The organism is Enterococcus sp. S53 (assembly GCF_016516865.1).
Lineage (GTDB): Bacteria > Bacillota > Bacilli > Lactobacillales > Enterococcaceae > Enterococcus_D > Enterococcus_D innesii.
Map to the genome: position 1 here is coordinate 186,798 of NZ_JACVUH010000001.1, position 19,229 is coordinate 206,026.

A 19,229-nucleotide genomic window follows, 5' to 3' on the forward strand; every position below is an offset into this window, starting at 1 on the left:
ATCCCTTGAAGTTGCGTTTGATATGGTATACTTTTCTAGTCAGTTTAACAACAAAGGAGAATGAATGACTGTGAGTTTTAAACGCTTTTTTCAGCTCTTTCTTTTTTATTTTCTCTCGATTCTGGTGGCCTATGGTCTGATTGCGTTTCTAGCAGTAGATAACTTTTGGCTGGTCGTCTGTTTGATGACGATTGTCGGCTATCTCACCCTGGGTATCCCACTAACCTTATTGAGTTTAAAGAAGAAAAAATAAGAAAACAAACAAAGACACCAGCAACTTTTCTAAGAAACTGGTGTCTTTCCTCATTGATGCGATTATCCTAATATAATCTGGGCATCTGCCAATGCTTTTTCAACTACTTCCATCACCAGCTTGCTATGGGCAAGGCGTTCCTTGACAAAGGCCTGATCATTTTCGTGAATGGCTTGTGCAAAACGGACAAATTCTTCAAACATACGATGTCCGTGAACACTTTGATCCTGATGGCTTTTTGCCCCGTTGATCGGTTCAACGTCATAGCTGGCAAGCATATTCGTTGGCCCATTGACGATGATCGATCCTTTCGTCCCTTGGATCGTTGAGCGAATCGTCGCTGTCGAATCTTTGGCGCCAATACAAACGACTTTTGTTTGTTCATAATCTAAAAACAGCATGCCAGAAGTATCGATCCCCTGTTCGACATTAGCAAAATAGCGGACACTTTTGGGTTTTCCTAAAAGCCCGACGACAAAATGAATATTATAGATATTGATATCCATCAATGCCCCACCACCCATTTTCGGGTTAAATGCAGGTAAAACGGTTCCCTCTTTGAATAAATCATAACGAGAAGAATATTGCGAATAGTTGCATTCAATCACTTTCAGCTCTCCCAATGTTTCAAGCTGCGCTTTTATTCCTTGGTAGTTGGCTAAGTACTGATTCGTGATTGCTTCCATCAAAAGCACCTCATGGGCAGCAGCCAATTCTGTTAATTCTTCTAATTCTCGTGTCTGCAACGTAAATGGCTTTTCACAAATGACGTGTTTGCCAGCGAGGATCGCTTCTTTGGCAAAGGAATAATGCAAATGATTGGGTAATGCGACATACACGGTGTCAACGGATGGATCCGCCAAACATGCCCCTAACTCTGTGTAGACGGTTTGAATCCCGTATTGCTGTTTTAAGTGATTCATTTTCTCTAAATCACTTTCTGTCCCAAAAATAGCGGACAGTTCAAGCTGCGGGACATCCCCCGCCACCGTCAAAAAATCATGGACGATCATGCCTGCGCCTAAAATCGCTAAGTTCATCTTGCTTCCCCTTTTCTATCTTCTTAGATCATTTGTTTCAATACCTCGGTGATCACTTTATGATCCTCGAAATGGGCCAAACCTGACACACAGATAGCACCAGTGACTTTTCTGTCTTCGATAATTGGAAAACCACCGCCACAAACCGCATAGTGTTCGTCTTGTGCCCATTTAGCAAAACGTGTATCTCTATCTTTTTGCGCATAGACGTATAGTGAACTATGCCCGCTTTCAAGTACCGTTCGTTCTTTTCTTTCAAGCCAAGGACTTTCTTTTCGCCCTACCATTAAAAATCGAATGATCGGCAAGCCATGATGAACAACTTTGATCCCTACCGGCTTCGGATAGTTCCTTTTAACGTACTGATCAATGGCAATTACCAACCGCAATGCGAGGTCATTGTCAAAATGAGCAAACTGCAGCTGCTGTTCTTCTTGCAGGATTTCTGAAGGTTCGATTCGTATCTCCTCCTTTACGTTGAGTCAGTTGATGCCTTCAGGCGCTTAGTTTGTCAAAAGCCCCGTAATCACTCTGCCTTATGATTCAGTGATCACTTGATTGATACCTGTTTCTAGCATTTCGATTTGCAAAATCGTTTCTTCGTCTTTTACGATTTTCTCTTTGCCATTGATGATCGTTTCATAGACGCCCTCATACACGCGGCTATAATCACCAATTTCAGAGATGACTTTTCCTTCATGGTAGTCACCGTTAGCATCCATATAAGTTAGTGTGCCATAGTGCTCTGGCAAATCGATCCCAAAATCTGCATGATCCGGGAGATAAAACTGTTTTAGATGCTCTTCTTGTCGATCCTTCGTTTGTTTTACAAAAACGCCGTTTTCGCCATAAACGACAAAACTAGGCCGCTCTTTTAATCGGAAGTAACTAGATTTGACTGAGACTTTCATTCGACCATAAAACAGATCCAAATCGAAGTAATCGTTCATACGATTTTTTCCAAGCAATTGCCGAACCTCATAATGGACATCGTCAGGTTGCCCAAAATAGGAGATCACTTGGTCCAGTGTATGACAAGCGTGTCCGTACAAATAGCTAGTATTCAATGAAAATTCGGTCACTGACCGTGGAACCTCTGGACGAAAATAATCATAATGCATCTCTACCTCTAAGAGATCTCCGAGCACGCCGCTTTCGATCACTTTTTGCGTGGTCAAAAAATCAGAATCAAAGCGGCGATTTTGATAGCATTGCACAAACAAGCCTTTCTCCTGCGCCAGTGCGAACAATTCCTTTGCTTGTGCCGAAGTTTCCGTAAAAGGTTTTTCGATCAAGACATTTTTCCCATGAAGCAAGACATCCTTGCCTAATTCATAATGCAAATGACTGGGGGTCGTGACCACAACTAATTGAATTTCAGGATCACGGTAAATATCCTCTAAGTCAGAGGTGTAATGAACGCCTTCCAGTGTTGGCCAGGTCAGCTTGCCGCTTGGTGAATAGATCGTCTTCACTTTGATCTTATCCTGCAGCTTGGTTGAAAAAGGCAGATGGTATCGATTGTTGCTTTTTCCATTTCCGAGATATGCGATAGTTAACATTGTGACGCCTCCTATGAATTGATAGCTTGATTATTGATGAAATCCTTCGAAATAGGAAGTCTTTTGCCAAAAACAGGTGCTTTTGACCAGACTTTTTCGCAAACTGCTGAGTGCTTCTGAACATTTTTACCAAATTGCCAAAAAGGCACAGTTTTTGCTTTTGGTTTTCTTTGTCCTAGGCTATGATTAGAAAGAGGTGGTTTGATGTTATTAGGAGATAAATTACGGCTTCAAGAAGGATTGACCAATACGGAGAAACGGATTGCCGATTATATTTTGCAAAATATCAATGATGTGCCTTCGTTGACGATTGAAGTCATCGCCAAGCATACGTACACATCCCACTCTTCCGTCATTCGTCTAGCCAAAAAGATGGGTTATGAAGGATTTAAAAGTTTTCGCTTAGGTCTGGCTGAAATTGCCCATAATCAGATGTTCAATCCAACCTTTGTTGACGCGAATTTCCCCTTTTCGCCCAAGGATCAAACGCCTGACATTTTGAAAAAAATGGCCGATCTAACGATCAACTCGATCCACAAAACCCATGCTCAGGTCGCCCCAGAAACGATGGAAGCAGTGGTACAATCGTTGGAAGCTGCCCAGCGGATTTTCTTATTTGCTCGTGGTGATTCTCAGATCCGGGCAAGAAGTTTTCAAAATAAGTTGGTCAAGATCAATAAGTATCTGATCGTTGCTGATGAGTATGGAGATGATGCGTGGAATGCGTCGAACGTCACGAAAAAAGATTGTGCCGTGTTTATTACCTATCGTGGGAAAAATACGCAATACGAAAAAATCATGCAGCACTTTCGTGATGTCGGGGTACTAGTGATCGTGATCTCTGGCAACGCCCATGCAAAAATCATCCCATTAGCGACCCATGCGATCATCGCTTCTCATGATGAACGTGATTTCCTCAAAGTCGGTACCTTTTCTTCGCAGGTCGCCTTTGAGTATATTTTAGATTCACTGTTCGCATTGATGTATGCCAAAGAATACCAAAAAAATATTGCTGAACTAAGAAAAAAACAAACTGTTTTGGAATCAGGGATTCTCTCAGAATACCCGTCAACTGAAGAAAAGAGGGAAATGAAATGATCAATTGGGGAATTATTGGTGCCGGAAATATCGCCAATCGCTTTGCTGCAAGCTTAGAAAATTTTCAAGATGCCCAGCTTTATGGGGTTGCTTGTCGTACGATGGAAAAAGCGCAAGCGTTTCAAGCAAAATTTCCGTGTGATGCTGTCTTTGATGACTACCAAAACCTATTAGATGATCCAGCTATCGATGTCGTTTATATTGCTTTGCCGCATTTGTATCACTATGAATGGATCATCAAAGCCTTTCAAGCGAAAAAAGCTGTTTTATGTGAAAAACCAGCAACCTTGACTGCACAAGAGATGCGCAACGTGCAAAAACAAGCCCAAGCACACGAAGTCTTCTTTATGGAAGCTATGAAACCGCGCTTCACTCCGGCATATCGCAAACTAAAAGAACTTGTGGATGGTGGTTATATCGGTGAGCTAACAAGTGTCACGACTACTTTCCGCCGCCATTTACCAGTCGAAGGCAGTACTTATCATTATCTGCCAAAGCAAGGAGGTGCTTTATTGGATATGGGGATCTATAACTTAGCCTTTATCCAAGATTTTTCACCAGAAAACTTAACTGCCGAATTGATCGATTACAGCCTTTATGAAACTGGGGTCGATACCTACGTTGAAGCACGCTTTGTCAGTGAAGACTTTGTTGCAGTTATTGAGACCGGATTTGACCAAACAAAAGAGACGGTGGCGGAATTACAAGGAACAAAAGGGAAAATCACGGTCCCAAACTTCCATCGCCCCGCTTCTTTTACCGTAACGATTGACCAAGAAGACACGATCTATGATATTGGGTACGAGATCGATGATTTCCATTCAGAGATTCAAGCAGTTCATACCGCACTTGCACAAGGACAACTCGAAAATCCCTTGATGTCCTTAACAGATAGTATTGCCTGTATCGCTTTAGCTGATGAACTAAGAAGCTTACTAGATGCAGAAAAAAAAGACATTTAAGATCATACCCCATCGTTTTTGAATAGAACTGACCAGTGGCTACCATTGGGTCAGTTTTTATGTGTCAAAAATTGAGCGCTTTCTTTGACGGTTTCGAAATGGTTATATTATATTTATTGAGTATATTTTTATACAAATAGAAAAAGAAAGGAAAACGCCCATGACACCAGAAATTATTACGTATCTTATTTGTTTATTGACCTTCGCTTATCTAGCTGTGACGATTTTTACTTTTGTAAAAAATCGCCGGACAGGTGACGGTTATCGCCTCCGAATATTTTACGTGCTGGCAGCAGCCCTCGTCTTTTTGTTTTCTGTTTATGCAATCGCTACCGGTCAAACCTATGACGACTTGGTTACATCGATAAATGATCTTTTTCAATAAAACACCGTTGGCACGAAGCCCTGCGGATCTCTTCGTTTTTGAACCTCTGGTTGAGGGAAGGATCAAAACGGAAACGAGCCAATGAAAGACTGCTATTCGATGGCTTTTTCATCAGGACCTTCTATACCGAATCAATGTCTTTCAACAAATGATGTCTGACTTTTTATGGAGGTGTGCATGCTCATTCAGCTTAAAGAAGCGAAGCTTTCCGATGTACTTTCTATCTACTTGATACAAAAAGCTGCCTTCAAACCACTCTTTCTCCGTTATCAAGACAAAGAAACTTCTCCCTACTTACAAAGTTTCGAGAAGCTAAACGCAAAATTTTCTGCGTCGAGTACAACTTATTATTTAATCATGACCGCTCAGAAAATCGTGGGCTTCCTAAAACTGACGGTTGAGCAGGAACATACGACGAAGCTATCCTCCATCGCCCTTCTTCCCTCCTACGAGAACCGCGGGATCGGTAGACAAGCAATGACCTTGATTGAAAGGAACGTACAAACAGATACGATTCGTTTACATACGATCCTGCAAGAACCCAAGCTGGTTCACTTTTATCACTCGTTAGGGTATTCAGCAACAGGGAGGTTTCAAAGCCCCTCTTCAGCAATCTGCTTTGTCTCCTTTACGAAAAAAATTGCGGCGAAATAAAAAAACCATCTCGCCTTTCATCGGCAGAGATGGTTTTTTCTATCAATTGGCATCCTTTACAGCAATCATTTTTATTGGTCCTGCAAGGTGTCATCGGATTTTTTACGCAATCGCGGAATCTCTTTCACATTCATTAAATCTAAAAAGAAAGTGAACAATGGGATCCCGATGATCAAGCCCCACAAGCCAAAGAGATGTTCGCTAAGATACAGGAGAATAAACGTGTAAAACATCGGGATCTCTGTTTTATTGGCCATCAAGCGGGGATTTAAGATATAGGATTCCAACGCATGAACAAACACAATGATCAGTAAAATGTAGATCACATCATTAAATCCGCCGATAGAATAGGCAATAAACGTTAATGGAATACACGAGATGATCACACCAGCAACAGGAATCAAGCTGAGAAAGAAAATCATCAACGCCAAACTCAATAGTTGCGGAAAGCCCATCACCGCTAAGGCGAAGACAGTGATTGCTGTATTAACTAAGGCGATCACCAACTGCGTCTCAATCACATTTCCGAAAGCCCGCGTAAACTTAGCTCCTAAATAGTAAACATCTTCAAAGAACCACCCCCCTCGCCCTTGCAAAAACAGCTGAGAAAACGCAACGGTTTTTTTGTTATCGATCATAAAGAAGAAACTAAGCAGAAATGAGATCAGCACCGTCAATGCCAGTTCACCGAAATTATACAGATAATTGATCACGACTAAAACGCCGCTTTGTAATTTCTGAATATATTCACTGGTTTGCAATAAATTTAAGACATATTCGATCAATTCATTATTGGAGTCTGTCCGTTGGTAGAAATCAGCAACGGAATTGACTAATTGGACGGATTGTTTGATGATGATGGGAACATAATTTGTTGCTACTAAATAAAGAATAAAAACAATCAAGCTGTAGGTCAGGATGCTCGTAAGCTTGATGGGCAGTCGGCTTTTTCGATGGAGCAAAAGAACCAGCCGATAAATCAAATACGTAAAGATAAAGGTCAGCAAAAGAATGGTCATCATACTGCGAAACAAAAAAAGAATGCCCGCAAGCATAAACAAGACCGTCCAGCGCCGCAACACAAGATTTTGAAGAAAAGCATTATAGTATTTCATCTGTAACTCCTTTTTTTCGTTGCAATGAAGCAACGAAGCATTTCAGTAGTGCCTAAGAATTATCTAATCATTAAACTATGCAAATAGCAAGAGATTTTATTTTTCTTAAACGAGTAAAAAATGAAACAAAAAATCCTTAGAAGAATCGTTGCCTTTCTTCTAAGGAAAAGAATTATTGATAAACGGTCCTTCCTTCAATTACGAGTAAAATCGAATTGATGGACAATAAAAAGAAGCTGGCAGCCAACAGATCCGTACTGCCTCCGGGAGATACATTTTCTGACTGGCAGAAGGCTGCTAGTGCCTGAAATGCTGGATTCGGCAACGCTTGTTGATTGGCTTTTTGTGCGAGTTGCTGAACCAGTGCCAATACCTCTTGATTGCTGCGGTATAAAATGCACGTATCGTCCAGCGTAGCGATGATCGCCAACAGCATGTGGAGTCTTTTTTCAGTCTCATTGGTACAATCCCGAGAAAAATAATCCGCTAGAGCGAAAGAACTAGCAATCACGTTCTTTCCTAAAATTACTTGGGGTTATGAAGATGAGGCACCTTTTGTTCTGCATTCACTAACGGACATTCCCTTATCGCGGACGATTTATTTAGCTTCAAGCTTTACTAAAGGTCATTCCATGACGAAACTAATTGCAAAAACGTTGATTGAATTTTATCTTGGCTAAATAAAAATAAGCTCCCACTCGCGTATTGGTTATGCAAGCGGAAGCTTATTTTCTCCTACGTATTTACCAAGGTTGGGAGGTTGCCCCGACGGTAAATTCATTCACATTGACATCTTCTGGCTGGTTGATTGCAAAAGCCACGATATTGGCTACTCGATCGGGTGATATTCCATGTTCTTTGTATAATGCGTTCATACCTTTGGCTGCTGTTTCATCTGTGATCGTGTCTAATAATTCAGTATTGATCGCTGCTGGATAGATGGTGGCAGTTCGAATGTTTGTTCCTTCTTGTGCCGACTCCATCCGCAGAACTTCCATTAGATTACGCACAGCCCATTTTGTAGCCCCATAAACTGCTGCGTTCGGATATGCTTTTAATCCGGCTACGGAAGAGGTTGCGATCACCTGTCCAGATTTTTGGGAAATAAAATCTGGCAGAACAGCAGCTAGACCATGCAATACCCCTTTGATATTGATATCGATCATTTGATCCCACTCCTCTGTTTTTAAAGCAGACAAAGGAGAACTAGGCATAATGCCCGCATTTAAGAAAATCACATCGATTTTCCTATAGATCTCTTTTGCATAGTCGATCAGCGCTTGATTATCCGCTGGTTTGGTCACATCGGTTTCCTTATAGACAGCCTCTCCATTTTTCTCACGTATTGTTGTAACAATCTCCGCTAGTTTCTCTTTCCGCCGAGCAGCTAAAACCAATTTGGCACCTTTTTCTGCTAAAAGTAACGCTGTTGCTTCACCAATTCCGCTTGATGCACCCGTAATGATCACGACTTTTCCTTTGATTCGATTCATCCCTTTTTCCTCCTTTATGCGTCAGGCAACTGATCATATTCTTCATCACTGACTGCTTCTAACCATTCTGAAGCACCAGCAGTAATCGCTACATGAGCAAACCAACTATTTTTCGCTGCACCATGCCAATGTTTGACCCCTTCCTTGATGACTACAACATCACCAACAGTAAGTTTTTGCGGTTTCTTCCCTGCTTCTTGGTACCAGCCTTCTCCTGAAGTCACCAACAACAATTGATACCCACCATCGATATGCCGATGCCAATTGTTGCGGCAACCTGGTTCAAAGGTCACATTGCCAACGTTGACTGGAATCGCTGGATCAGCTACTAAAGGATTCAAGTAACTCTGACCGCTAAAATATTGTGCATAGGCGTCATTTGTGTTGCCCAGTGAAAAGATTCCAGATTCTTTTGCTGCATCGAGTTCTGACATTTATTTTTCCTCCAATTCAGCTAGCTCTTCTTGATAAACCGTTTTGGCGATGTTAAAAGCAGACCAAGCTTTAGGTCAGCCAACATAGAAAGCCAGATGAGTGATTACTTCTGCAATTTCCTCTACAGTGATCCCGTTTTCCTTGCCAATCGTTAAATGGGCAGTCAACTGTTCGAAATTGCCACCGGAAATCAAGGCAGATATCGTCAATAAACTTCTCGTATGAGGAGCCAATTCTGCCTCACGTGACCAAACTTCACCAAATAATACATCATCATTCAGTTGCGCAAATTTCGGCGCAAATTTGCCTAAGTTATCTCTTCCTGCTGTTTGTTTCTTTACCATATCGATCGACTCCTTCATCTATTTTAATAAAATGCTGATTTAACCAATTTCGAATAGCTATATCCGCTTTAGCTACTCTTGAACCACGAACAGCTAATCCAGGATAAACAGTTGCTTCAGGACAAGTCTTTTTAAAGTCTTCTAGGCTGTTGCCAAATCCTGAGCCTTCATGAGTACAAAACGGAAAAATACTCTTCCCTTCCAACCGATGATCTTTTAAAAAACTCGCTAGGATCATCGGGTATGTGCCCCACCAATTTGGAAAACCGATAAACAAAACCCGTTCTTTAAAAAACGCTGCCGATACCTCTTGATAGAGGGGGAAATCATTAGCCGCTTTTTCTTTTTTTGCTAGCTCGACCATTGCTTGGTAGCTTTGAGGGTAAGGATAAGCCGGTTCAAGAGAATAAAGCGGACATTGTAATTTATCTGCTATTTTCTCTGCTAGAACCCGGGTATTTCCCACTATCAGCTTTTTTCGCTGCCCTTCAATAAGATTCTCTCCTGCTCGTGAATACACAAGTATTGCCGGCATTTTGTCACCTCCTTGGTTTCTCTTCTTGGTATATTTAATAGTAAGGCAAAGCGGAGCCTTTGAATAATGCTTTCTATAAAAAGTCCCTATGCTTATAAAGCATAGGGAGAGGTGGAAGAAAAAAGAAGCGAATTACTCCACTTCTTTTGGCTTTTAGGATGCAATTATTCAAAAGCGTCACGAAAGCGGGAAATGAACGCCGTCACAACAGGCGACATCACACGATTTCTTTTCTACACCAGGACACAGCTGGTTTCGATTTGTGGGACTAAAGGCAAAAATTTGATCGTTTCATCCCTCCGTTCTCCGACTGCTCCGCTGATGGTCAACGCCGAACCAACATGGTTTTCTACTAAGGAAAAGACATTGAAAATCAAGTTATATGTTCCAACGATCGGTAATTCTTCTATTGGTATTTTTGACCATTGACTGAACATTTGCTGCACTTCCGGACGCCTTGACACTAGCAATGGCACCCCTTTGATATCTTCTGGTGTAATCTCTTCTTTATGGGCGAGAAAAGAATCAGCCGATGTCAGCATGCCCCAAGTTTCTTTTCTTGGTAGAACAACTTTTTTGTATTTCTCGATTTCGATGGGTTCGATCAAAATCGCCAAATCCAATAAGCCTTTCTCCAAACGCTCGTTGATATCATCTCCTGTGCCACTGTGGATATGAAAGCGGACATCTGGAAAGTCACTGATAAATTCTTCCAACATCAAGGAAAGCGTGTCGGAATTATCTGCTTCGACACAGCCAATTGTGAAATGACCACTAAACAACTGTTTCTTACGATCTTCAAACTCTTGCATGGTTTGATCCGTTAGACTCAATATCTCCTCGGCACGGCTTTTTAAAAAACGACCGGCTTCCGTTAAGAGCATTGTACGATTATCACGAATGAAAAGAGCCGTTCCTAATTCATCTTCTAATTCTTTTAATTGGCGGCTCAATGTCGGTTGGGTGATGTGGAGCACTTCTGCGGCTTGTGAGATCGTTCCCTCCTCTGCAATCGTGAAGAAATATTTTAATAAACGAAATTCCACTAAATCGCCTCCTCTTTTTTGCAACATTTTAACTCTTAGCAATGAAAAGAATCATCCTTCTTTTTGGTCTATTCATTTCTAATAATAACAAAGAATCGCTATTCCAGCGAATCATACTAATAAAAAAGAATAAAACTGCAGAATTTTAAGAGGATCGTTTTATGGAATGACATCAAAAATGTTCGCACAAACGAACAGGTTTATCAGCTATATACTTTTGCGACACTTGGTATAGGTTATATGAGTATCTTGGTATGATTCTTCTTACAATGACTTGAAGGAATACTATTTTCTCGTTCTCATAGGATTCATGAGTCAAACACACTTGTTTACCATAATAACATTATGTTTCTTTTAGTTTTAAAACATAATGGACTATTAGCCGGTCAAGAAATATCTATTAAACCGTAATGTTCCTAGTACCCAAGTTCATCGAGCCAATTCAACAGATTGGGTTCAGCGTCTTCAACACTTCCCGCTCTTGCTGCAAAGCCTTCAAGAAAGTCATACGCTGGATACAACGTTTGAAGTTCATTTTGACTATTGGTCAGTCCACTTCCCCCATGGGTTGCAAAAGGAATAATTTGTTTATCCGTAAGATCATAGGCTTCAAGAAATGTTAACACGGCTCTTGGGGCACGGTTCCACCAAACGGGAAAGCCGATAAAGAGAACATCCACTTCAGTCATTTGGGCAACGTCAGTCATCAATGTTGGTCGGGCATCTTCTTCCACCTCTCTAGTGGCAAAAGCTGTATGTTCATCGTAAACGTTAGGGTAACCTACTTCTGTTTGAATCGAAAATAACTCACCTCCTGTTTGTTCAGCGATCATCTCTGCTATGACTTGGATATCTCCTACTAAAGTGTTATCGATCACATTAAAACTACTTCCAGAAACTGCTTCGACTGCTGGTTCATGCTCTAAATTTTCTGGTCTTGTGAAGTAGGCGATCAAAATATCGGCCTCCCCATCAATCCCTGCTTCTCTCATTTGTTGCGTAACGGTGTCACTAGTACTTGTTTCCGTTGTACCAATGTCTAGTTCTTCATTCGTTAGATCACTGCTGCATCCTGCAAGAAAAATCATAGCCAGATAAAGACCTTTTGTCCATTTTCTCATCGTACTGCTCCTTTCATCTTCCATAAGTAATGGTAGTTTCAGTATATTTCTTGAAGTGGACTTTAAGGCAAGGCATTCAGATATATCTTGTCTTAATTTTTACACTTTTCTCACAACTCCCTCACAAAAAGTCATTCCTGCAAAAGCACTTATAAAGCCGTAAACAGTATTTTGTCTAACAACTTTTCCATTTATCTTTCGGGTTTTCTCAAATATGCGACGAAAAAGTCAACGCATTTATGGTAAAAAACGTTAGACAAGCAAAAATAAAATAGAAGCGCGTAAGACGGATTTTAAAAGGATCATTATATGATAAACTAATCCTAAATAGGATAGGAGTGATTGAATGAACGTTTTCTTTAGACCACCAAAAGAAGATGATATTGATCAAATCATGCAGATCGAAAATGCAGGATTTACAGCGGATGAAGCAGCATCTAGATATGAGAGATTTCAAGAACCCCATACATTAATCCTAACGGTGTTTCAGCGCACACTTTTACTTTATCTGGCGATACGAAAAGTATATGAAAAGCATCCGTTTTATTTTTTTCATCAAGTAAAACCAATTCAATTTCATTTGTTTTCCTCGTGTCTGTCACAACGGTTAAAATATCACGCTGTAATATCTCGCAAGCATGTCCAATCACTTCATTTTTCAACTGTTTTGACGTGACAGAAGTATTTTTAGAAATGAAAAATGTTGTTTCCATGTAATCACCCGTTTCATCTATATAGTTTATTATTTTATCTTCAATAAAGAACTTTCTACTATGTTGTAATAGACAATCGAATTGCTTATCAGCCATAAACCTCTCGTCACTATTTTCTGCAAAGATGTTTTTCAGATGGTCTAAACGTTTTGTTAACTGTTTACTATGATACCGCTCATAAATTTAGAATAAGCGAAAAGCTTGTCTAAAAAAATAGAGAAAGTCGATGAAAAAAACGAAAAAACAGACTTTCTTTGTTTTTGGATTTTCCTCGTCCCCCTTTAACTAATGTTTTATCTTGTCGTTGTAGAACATGATTTTTCATGCCTATTCACCTTGGCGTGGTTAATCATATGTACAGCAAACAAGCCCACACTCATAAGAGCATGGGCTTAGTGAGATTATTGTCAAATCTAAATCTTCAATTGAAATCAAACTTTTATCATTTCAGATTTCAATTACTGAATAATGGTGACAATTTCTTATTTTTGTTCAATTACATATACTTCTCAACTTCATCAATTTCTTTTTGTAGTGCTTGTTCATCGTACTTTTCATACTTACCGGCTTCGTGTGCGATCTTTTTGATTTCATGAATCGCTTTTTTCTCAACGATCCATTTCTTCATACTATGTTTTTTTGCGTCTGCATCTAGTGTGTCTAATTCAGCTAAATTCTCATCTAACTTATCAAGAACCTCTGCAATCTTTACCAATGCTTTTGCTTCCTTTTCTTCATAGTTTGTCATAGATATCACTCCTTAAGTATTTGATATATTTATCTTACTGCTGTAATTAAATATTTTCAAATTAAATGTACTGTGTATCACAAAGTTTTATCTTATTCTCACTGAAGAGATAGAAGCTATTAGATTCTTGCAATATTCTATTCATTTTACATTTATTTTTATCCTTAAAGATGTATCATAAGAGAAATATCGATAATATAAAAAAATGCCTTAGTGAAACATCAAACATTTGGTGTATAGTTTGCAATAAAAACATCTAGTTTTTTACCTTCTTATGGTTGCAGCAGAATTTTACCGATACTTTTTCCAGATTCTAAATAATCATGGGCAGCTTTTCCGTCAGCTAATGAAAAAATGGTTGGTTGACTGATCTTCATTTGATCCTTGCTAAAGTAGTCAAACAATCGGGTGCTTCTTCTCTCCCGCTCTTGAAAACTTGTCAAGTAATCCCAGAGATCTCCTGTCAAAATACTTTTTGATTTAGATAACAAGGGAATAAAGTCGATCGCTGGCGGATTTCCGCCGGCCATACCAAAAAAGATAACCTTGCCTCTATTTTTGAGCAAGTCGACACTTTCGGCTAATGTATGCCCAATTCCATCATAAACGGTATCAAAGAAAGAAGTGTAGGTATCTTGCCATTCTGTATTTCTTAAAAAGACTTGTTTTGCTCCTTGGTCTAAAGCCAGTTGTCGCTTTTCTTCCGTAGAAGTGACGCCATACACTTCTAGACCATCAGCCGTCAATAGTTGCGATAAAATTTGTCCGACGCCACCACTTATCCCATGGACGAAGACCTTACTATGATTCACATTATTGCCAAGATCATGAGCTAAAAAATCAGCTGTCAACCCTTGCAGACCGATACTGGCGGCTAATTTAGGTGGTATACCTGATGGAATACGGATGGCATTTTCCTCAGGGACAGCCACCAATTCTGCATTGGCAAAAGGAACATCTACAAAAAGAATCGTTTCCCCTAGCTGAAACTTGGAGACAGATGTTCCTTTTTGAATAATCCTCCCTACCCCTTCATAGCCATTAATAAGAGGGTCTCGGGATTCAATATGATAGTTACCCTTTCTCCGATAAATATCAGCATAATTCAACCCAATATACACCATTTCTACCAATAGCTCATTTTCATGAATGATGGGATCAGGCAAATCCCCATATGTTAAAACAGTTGAATCACCAAATCCATTAAAATACAACACCTTCATGCGCAAATCATCTCCGATCTTCAATCTATCAAAAGCCACGCATCAATCGATTGAAACTATCTACTAAACAACCAGTGTATGTCCCTTCGGTCATTTTATATTTTTCCTTTTATTAAAAAAATCACCTTCTCTCGAAGGTACTTTCATTCTATTCCTCTTACTGACATCCGTCAAAACAGATTGTTTCTTCGGTTCGTCCTCATCCATCTTCGATTCCGACAACTGGCCTTAAAAGCCCCATATATCAATACCCTATATTCAAAATTTGACTAAAAACGGCTCGTGACAGTAATTTGACAGCAGTAATCTGTAAAAAAAATTAAACTTCAAATTTGGTGAATTCATTTGCCAAAGTTTGATTTGTTTCTGGATAAAGATGACCGTATTTATCTAAAGTAGTCTTAACAGTGGAATGGCCCAATCGCTTCGATACTGCATAGATATTGTTATTATGCTCAATTAAAAATGCAACATGAGAATGTCGAAGTCCATGTAAATGAATAGGTTTGACTCCTGCCACTTCAGCCAATTTTTTTACTCGCCCTAAAAATGTCTTTGGAGACGGTGGCAACCCATCAAATGTAAAAACAAAGTCAAGGTCATCTCCGATTGTTTTTTGCATTTCTTTCCATTCTTTCAAATCCTCAACGGTTTGTTTGTCTAATGTGATGGTTCGGATACTCGAAGCATTTTTGTATCCGAGAAATCATAATCTGTTCTTGTTCGAATATAGAGTGATTTACTCACGCTGCAAGTTCCTTTACGGAAATCGATATCCGACCATTGAAGTGCAAAAAGCTCTTCGCTTCTTAGACCGGTTACGAATAAAAAGCGCATCATTTTTTGTAAAACGCTTCTTGGAAATCGCAATGATAAGAGTAATTGTACACTTTCTTGAACTCTTCAACTGTCCAGAATGCAACCACTGATCGCTCTGTTCGAATTTTCCCTATAGTATCTACTGGATTCTCATCAATGATTTCCAAAACTACCGCTCGATTAAAAATAATCCGTATCTTATTGAATATCTGTTTAATATAATTGTTCGATAAAGATCTCATTACCCCTTCTTTACTTGTAACAGAACATTCTTGAACCAGATATTGTTGAAACTCTTGAATATGAATGGGTCTAATTTTTTCTATTTGCATTTTCCCAAAATAAGCTAACGCGCGTTTTAAAGTTGTATCAGTTTTTACATAAGTTTTCTCAATCGTCCCAAGCCTATACCAAGGAAAAAAATACTTCTTATAAAATTCTCGGAAAGTGATTCCTTGTAAATAAATCTCTTGAGAGTCAGAGTAATTCTTTTTTAATTCCTCCATCGCATCTTTTGCTTCTTTTTGCGTTTTAAACCCTCTTCTAGTAGGTTGTATTCTCTTTCCGAAACGATCATAGCCCAGAGTTAAAGAAAAATACCAAGTCCCCCTTTTTTCATCCTTATACACATTTGCAACTCTTCTCATTAGTATTCATCCTTCCAAGAAATGTTTAAGACCTTTTCTATGACACTGACCGGTATCCTTTTAATCTTGTTGTTTCGATAAAAAGAATATTTATTAGCAATCAAAAGAGCTTTGTATTCCTTGAAGATTTTGTCAGCGTAATACTGCGAAAACCCCATCTTAATTAAATCTTGCCGAGTGGCTGTCTTCATTCTATCGCCTTCTCTTTCTTATGTCAGCGCCTCCCTAAAAATCATAAGTTATTGATTGATAAAATCTCTACTAATCTATCAGCTGCTCCTGTCAAAAAGCACATAGGATTCTCACCTCTCCCCAGTAATGGCGAGCCAGTTTAGTTACGGAAGTATCATTATTACATTTGCAGATCATGGCTCAAATTTGACAATTCTTACCTTAATTATTTTTCGCTCCGATAATTCATCATGACGTAATTAAGAAATGCTCCCTGCAAATGGAAAGTACTGATAGATTTTGTATTTAGTTTTCAAAGGTCATTTTCTTTACACTAATAAAGACAATTGAGAGCACAAAAAAGCAACTCTCTTTAAAAGAAAGATACTTTTTAAGGAAATTTTATTATTATGGTATTTGTAAATTATAGGAGTATTGAAAGAAAAGTTCCTTTTGGTGATGAGTAATCGTATGGTAGTTGATACCGATCGTATAGTACATTTAAAGCATATCTCAGACCTGTAGGATCTATAGATAGATCCCAATCCGTTTTTAATAAATAAGGATTGTCTGCACCATCGATAGAACTTCCCACCAGATTCATTTTTACTTCTATGCTTGCAGAGGAACACATTGTCATATAATAAGAAAAAGCAATGTAATCAACCTTTCCTTGAAGTAAAATCTTTTCATCCTCATCTGCAATATCTATCTGAATTCCGTTGTTCTTCCAAAACATCTTTGCTTTATTGTCATAATAACCTCTGCACATTGTATTTGGAAAATATAAATACCTGTCCATGTCTTTTTCATAAGCCATTACATCTTCTGGTTTGCATGTATGAGGATATGAGAATATTCCTCCATACATCATACCAACCTTGATACCAGGATAAGGCATGTTGCCGGCTCGTCTCTAAATGTGCTTGGGCCACTGCACCTAGCGAATAGATATAGAATGTACGTGTTGAGCGTGACATTGTAGCAGGGATTTTTTCTTTCACTGAATGAACGGTAATAGCATGTTGATCAAATAGATTGAGTACATAGTTTAAGTCAGTTATTTCTCTGATCAGTCGATCGTAACTAGGAACGAACAAATGACCATGATCCAGTACATCTGAGCGAATCCAGTCTAGTAATACCTTCATTTGTGGACGATTCAATTTTCGTGCAGATTGTCCTTTTTACAATAAGAAATTCTCCTTTGGAATGATCAAGTTGGACTTTTTTGCTTCTGTTTCGCACAGGTCTTTCTGAGACTGTAAAGACACTTTTTCTTCTTTCCAAACAGAGTTTCTGCAGTAGGCCACGTTCATCTTGGGTCCTCCCTAATGAAAAAAGAGGACGATCTGTCCCCCTTTTCACGTGTGTTCTATGGTTGTAAATAGTACATCAGACCCTTGGCTAATTCCTTTGCCAAAGGTTCAAACTGTTGAGTATACTCCTCATCTAGTGGAAGATGATGGCTATTTTCTGTTTTGCGTTCACCCTAGTTGATTAGCAATCCTTTTTTCTTTAGGCTATTTAGTGCTGCACCTATGCTTGCTGGGTTATCACCGATAACATCTGCTGAATTGTAAATCTGCTCTGTAGTGAAGGGATCGTCCCCGTATACCCTATACACATACTCGTAAACTTTTTGATCATTTGTTTTTTTCATTTAATTACCACCTTTACAGTTATTTTGATTACTTGATACTGGAAAACCTGTTAAATGCATTGTCTGTCTTCACTAAACCATGACTCTGATTGCATGGTGATTACTTCTTTCTTAATCATATGATTCTCTCCTTTAATTAAATTATTTGCGCATTAATCAATGTCACAATCACTGCTGTTGCAATCTTCGCAATCAATCTGAACCACTTCATCGTTGTCACCGATCCTTTCATTTTTCTCTAACGCCAATAGGATGTCCTGTAGGCATTCAGCTATCGTTTTCCATATTTCAGGGCTAATCATAAGACTCACCATTTGAATACCAATGAAGCTTTCCTTCTATTAATAACCCACGAGTAATTTCGCGCTCACTGTTTATATCCGTCAAGAAGTACACCACATAATCCTTGCCAGATTCTTGATCTACGTATACGTACAAATGAGGCATTACTAATGCTAGTAACTTCGTTTTGTTCATCTGAATAATTGCTGGATCCAATTCTTCACGTTCAGCAGTAACCGATTAAAAGCCCCAGGCCTTTTCAGTTGTTTCAATCCCCGTTTTTTCTTTGAGTATGTTGATTGCTTGATGTAACATTTCGATCCGTCCTCTCTCTGCAAAAAGAAAACCCCAATGACCAATATCAGTCATTAGGGTTATTCGTCCTCTTTAATATGTCCTTCAGCTCTCATCGATAAGTACTCTCCACCTGAACCAATGATGATATGATCTTGTAATTTGATCTGTAGTAACTTAGCAGCTTTTTCTAAACGAGCGGTAAGTTGAATGTCAGATAATGAGGCAGTTACGTCTCCTGAAGGGTGATTATGTGCGATGCAAATTGACACGCTATTAGATAACAATGCAGCTTTCAAGATATCTCTTGGGTAAGCTAACGATTGATTGATCGTGCTAATGTGAATCGTCTGAATAATGGTTGGTTCTAACTTTTGAGAAAGCCCCGCCATCACTAAAAATTCTCTATCTTTATGCTCTATAAAGGGAGAAAATAACTGGTACAACGCTTGTGGGCTATTGCATTTTCTTCCTGCATACAATACTGATGACTCCTTTACTAACTGCAAAGAAACGACATTCACACGTTTTTTGGGTTCAGATTTCACTTGTTGGTTTGTCATTGTCAATACCTTCTTTCGATTAATTTTGGAAATTTCTTACTTGTGCGCTTACTATCTGCGATC

General features: G+C 39.2%; 22 protein-coding genes and 5 pseudogenes. 6 read left to right on the forward strand and 21 right to left on the reverse strand.

Annotated elements, in window-relative coordinates; genetic code table 11:
• Window positions 1-64 precede the first annotated feature (64 nt).
• Window positions 65-253: a hypothetical protein gene (locus IAE45_RS00955; RefSeq protein WP_005226063.1), complete on the forward strand. Its 189-nt coding sequence runs from the start codon at window positions 65-67 to the stop codon at window positions 251-253.
• 62 nt (window positions 254-315) lie between these two features.
• Here the strand turns inward: IAE45_RS00955 and IAE45_RS00960 are convergent, their stop codons facing one another.
• The 3 genes from IAE45_RS00960 to IAE45_RS00970 all read right to left on the reverse strand — a co-directional run bounded on the left by IAE45_RS00960 (window position 316) and on the right by IAE45_RS00970 (window position 2,855).
• Window positions 316-1,293, reverse strand: a complete 978-nt coding sequence (locus IAE45_RS00960) for a Gfo/Idh/MocA family protein (protein ID WP_200124528.1) — start codon at window positions 1,291-1,293, stop codon at window positions 316-318.
• A gap of 23 nt (window positions 1,294-1,316) precedes the next feature.
• The gene (locus tag IAE45_RS00965) at window positions 1,317-1,757 is read right to left on the reverse strand and encodes a heme-binding protein (RefSeq protein WP_325123414.1); all 441 of its coding nucleotides are present in this window, start codon (window positions 1,755-1,757) and stop codon (window positions 1,317-1,319) included.
• 72 nt (window positions 1,758-1,829) lie between these two features.
• A complete protein-coding gene (locus IAE45_RS00970) occupies window positions 1,830-2,855 on the reverse strand; it encodes a Gfo/Idh/MocA family oxidoreductase (RefSeq protein WP_200124530.1) in 1,026 nt (341 codons plus the stop codon).
• Window positions 2,856-3,059: 204 nt separating this feature from the next.
• Between IAE45_RS00970 and IAE45_RS00975 the strand changes: the two genes are divergently transcribed.
• The 4 genes from IAE45_RS00975 to IAE45_RS00990 all read left to right on the forward strand — a co-directional run bounded on the left by IAE45_RS00975 (window position 3,060) and on the right by IAE45_RS00990 (window position 5,954).
• Window positions 3,060-3,953: a MurR/RpiR family transcriptional regulator gene (locus IAE45_RS00975; RefSeq protein ID WP_200124532.1), complete on the forward strand. Its 894-nt coding sequence runs from the start codon at window positions 3,060-3,062 to the stop codon at window positions 3,951-3,953.
• Complete coding sequence (locus IAE45_RS00980; protein ID WP_200124534.1) at window positions 3,950-4,915, forward strand: Gfo/Idh/MocA family protein; 966 nt, start codon at window positions 3,950-3,952, stop codon at window positions 4,913-4,915. The genes IAE45_RS00975 and IAE45_RS00980 overlap by 4 nt, the downstream gene beginning before the upstream one ends.
• Window positions 4,916-5,075: 160 nt before the next feature.
• Complete coding sequence (locus IAE45_RS00985) at window positions 5,076-5,300, forward strand: hypothetical protein (protein ID WP_200124536.1); 225 nt, start codon at window positions 5,076-5,078, stop codon at window positions 5,298-5,300.
• Window positions 5,301-5,477: 177 nt separating this feature from the next.
• Complete coding sequence (locus tag IAE45_RS00990; RefSeq protein WP_200124537.1) at window positions 5,478-5,954, forward strand: GNAT family N-acetyltransferase; 477 nt, start codon at window positions 5,478-5,480, stop codon at window positions 5,952-5,954.
• Between the two features lie 71 nt (window positions 5,955-6,025).
• On the opposite strand, the gene IAE45_RS00995 is transcribed toward IAE45_RS00990, so the two are convergent.
• Complete coding sequence (locus IAE45_RS00995) at window positions 6,026-7,069, reverse strand: AI-2E family transporter (protein WP_200124539.1); 1,044 nt, start codon at window positions 7,067-7,069, stop codon at window positions 6,026-6,028.
• A gap of 172 nt (window positions 7,070-7,241) precedes the next feature.
• Window positions 7,242-7,580, reverse strand: coding sequence for a triphosphoribosyl-dephospho-CoA synthase (locus tag IAE45_RS01000; RefSeq protein WP_254844540.1), 339 nt, complete (start codon window positions 7,578-7,580; stop codon window positions 7,242-7,244).
• Between IAE45_RS01000 and IAE45_RS19275 the strand changes: the two are divergent.
• A pseudogene (locus IAE45_RS19275) lies at window positions 7,570-7,749 on the forward strand (LysR family transcriptional regulator); the annotation flags it as partial. The gene IAE45_RS01000 and the pseudogene IAE45_RS19275 sit on opposite strands and share 11 nt — an antisense overlap.
• Window positions 7,750-7,812: 63 nt before the next feature.
• On the opposite strand, the gene IAE45_RS01005 reads toward IAE45_RS19275, so the two are convergent.
• The 16 genes and pseudogenes from IAE45_RS01005 to IAE45_RS01080 form a co-directional block, all read right to left on the reverse strand.
• Window positions 7,813-8,562, reverse strand: coding sequence for an SDR family oxidoreductase (locus tag IAE45_RS01005; RefSeq protein ID WP_200124541.1), 750 nt, complete (start codon window positions 8,560-8,562; stop codon window positions 7,813-7,815).
• A gap of 14 nt (window positions 8,563-8,576) precedes the next feature.
• On the reverse strand, window positions 8,577-8,996 hold the full coding sequence (locus IAE45_RS01010) for a cupin domain-containing protein (protein WP_077453319.1): 420 nt from the start codon (window positions 8,994-8,996) through the stop codon (window positions 8,577-8,579).
• A pseudogene (locus tag IAE45_RS01015) lies at window positions 8,997-9,341 on the reverse strand (carboxymuconolactone decarboxylase family protein).
• Window positions 9,310-9,876: a flavodoxin gene (locus tag IAE45_RS01020; RefSeq protein ID WP_077453315.1), complete on the reverse strand. Its 567-nt coding sequence runs from the start codon at window positions 9,874-9,876 to the stop codon at window positions 9,310-9,312. The pseudogene IAE45_RS01015 and the gene IAE45_RS01020 overlap by 32 nt, the downstream one beginning before the upstream one ends.
• Before the next feature lie 164 nt (window positions 9,877-10,040).
• Window positions 10,041-10,922: pseudogene (locus tag IAE45_RS01025) on the reverse strand (LysR family transcriptional regulator).
• 416 nt (window positions 10,923-11,338) lie between these two features.
• Entirely contained in the window at window positions 11,339-12,043 is a 705-nt protein-coding gene (locus IAE45_RS01030; RefSeq protein WP_200124545.1) for a flavodoxin, read from the reverse strand.
• Window positions 12,044-12,480: 437 nt separating this feature from the next.
• The gene (locus IAE45_RS01035; RefSeq protein ID WP_233618903.1) at window positions 12,481-12,852 is read right to left on the reverse strand and encodes a hypothetical protein; all 372 of its coding nucleotides are present in this window, start codon (window positions 12,850-12,852) and stop codon (window positions 12,481-12,483) included.
• 400 nt (window positions 12,853-13,252) lie between these two features.
• Window positions 13,253-13,504 carry a hypothetical protein gene (locus IAE45_RS01040; RefSeq protein ID WP_096742733.1) on the reverse strand — a complete coding sequence of 84 codons (252 nt, stop codon included), beginning with the start codon at window positions 13,502-13,504 and terminating at the stop codon, window positions 13,253-13,255.
• A 272-nt stretch (window positions 13,505-13,776) separates the two neighbouring features.
• Window positions 13,777-14,727, reverse strand: a complete 951-nt coding sequence (locus IAE45_RS01045; RefSeq protein WP_200124547.1) for a zinc-binding dehydrogenase — start codon at window positions 14,725-14,727, stop codon at window positions 13,777-13,779.
• Between the two features lie 319 nt (window positions 14,728-15,046).
• Window positions 15,047-16,193, reverse strand: a pseudogene (locus IAE45_RS01050) (tyrosine-type recombinase/integrase).
• The gene (locus IAE45_RS01055) at window positions 16,193-16,384 is read right to left on the reverse strand and encodes a DUF3173 family protein (RefSeq protein WP_200124549.1); all 192 of its coding nucleotides are present in this window, start codon (window positions 16,382-16,384) and stop codon (window positions 16,193-16,195) included. The pseudogene IAE45_RS01050 and the gene IAE45_RS01055 overlap by 1 nt, the downstream one beginning before the upstream one ends.
• Window positions 16,385-16,788: 404 nt before the next feature.
• Window positions 16,789-17,265 (reverse strand): family 1 glycosylhydrolase, encoded by a 477-nt coding sequence (locus IAE45_RS01060; RefSeq protein ID WP_200124551.1) that lies wholly within the window; start codon window positions 17,263-17,265, stop codon window positions 16,789-16,791.
• Window positions 17,174-17,539, reverse strand: a pseudogene (locus IAE45_RS19335) (recombinase family protein); the annotation flags it as partial. The gene IAE45_RS01060 and the pseudogene IAE45_RS19335, both read right to left, overlap by 92 nt.
• Window positions 17,540-17,856: 317 nt before the next feature.
• Complete coding sequence (locus IAE45_RS01070) at window positions 17,857-18,027, reverse strand: hypothetical protein (RefSeq protein WP_200124555.1); 171 nt, start codon at window positions 18,025-18,027, stop codon at window positions 17,857-17,859.
• 522 nt (window positions 18,028-18,549) lie between these two features.
• Window positions 18,550-18,678, reverse strand: a complete 129-nt coding sequence (locus IAE45_RS19155) for a hypothetical protein (protein WP_267907339.1) — start codon at window positions 18,676-18,678, stop codon at window positions 18,550-18,552.
• Window positions 18,679-18,683: 5 nt separating this feature from the next.
• Window positions 18,684-19,166: a JAB domain-containing protein gene (locus tag IAE45_RS01080; RefSeq protein WP_200124559.1), complete on the reverse strand. Its 483-nt coding sequence runs from the start codon at window positions 19,164-19,166 to the stop codon at window positions 18,684-18,686.
• Window positions 19,167-19,229: the final 63 nt, after the last annotated feature.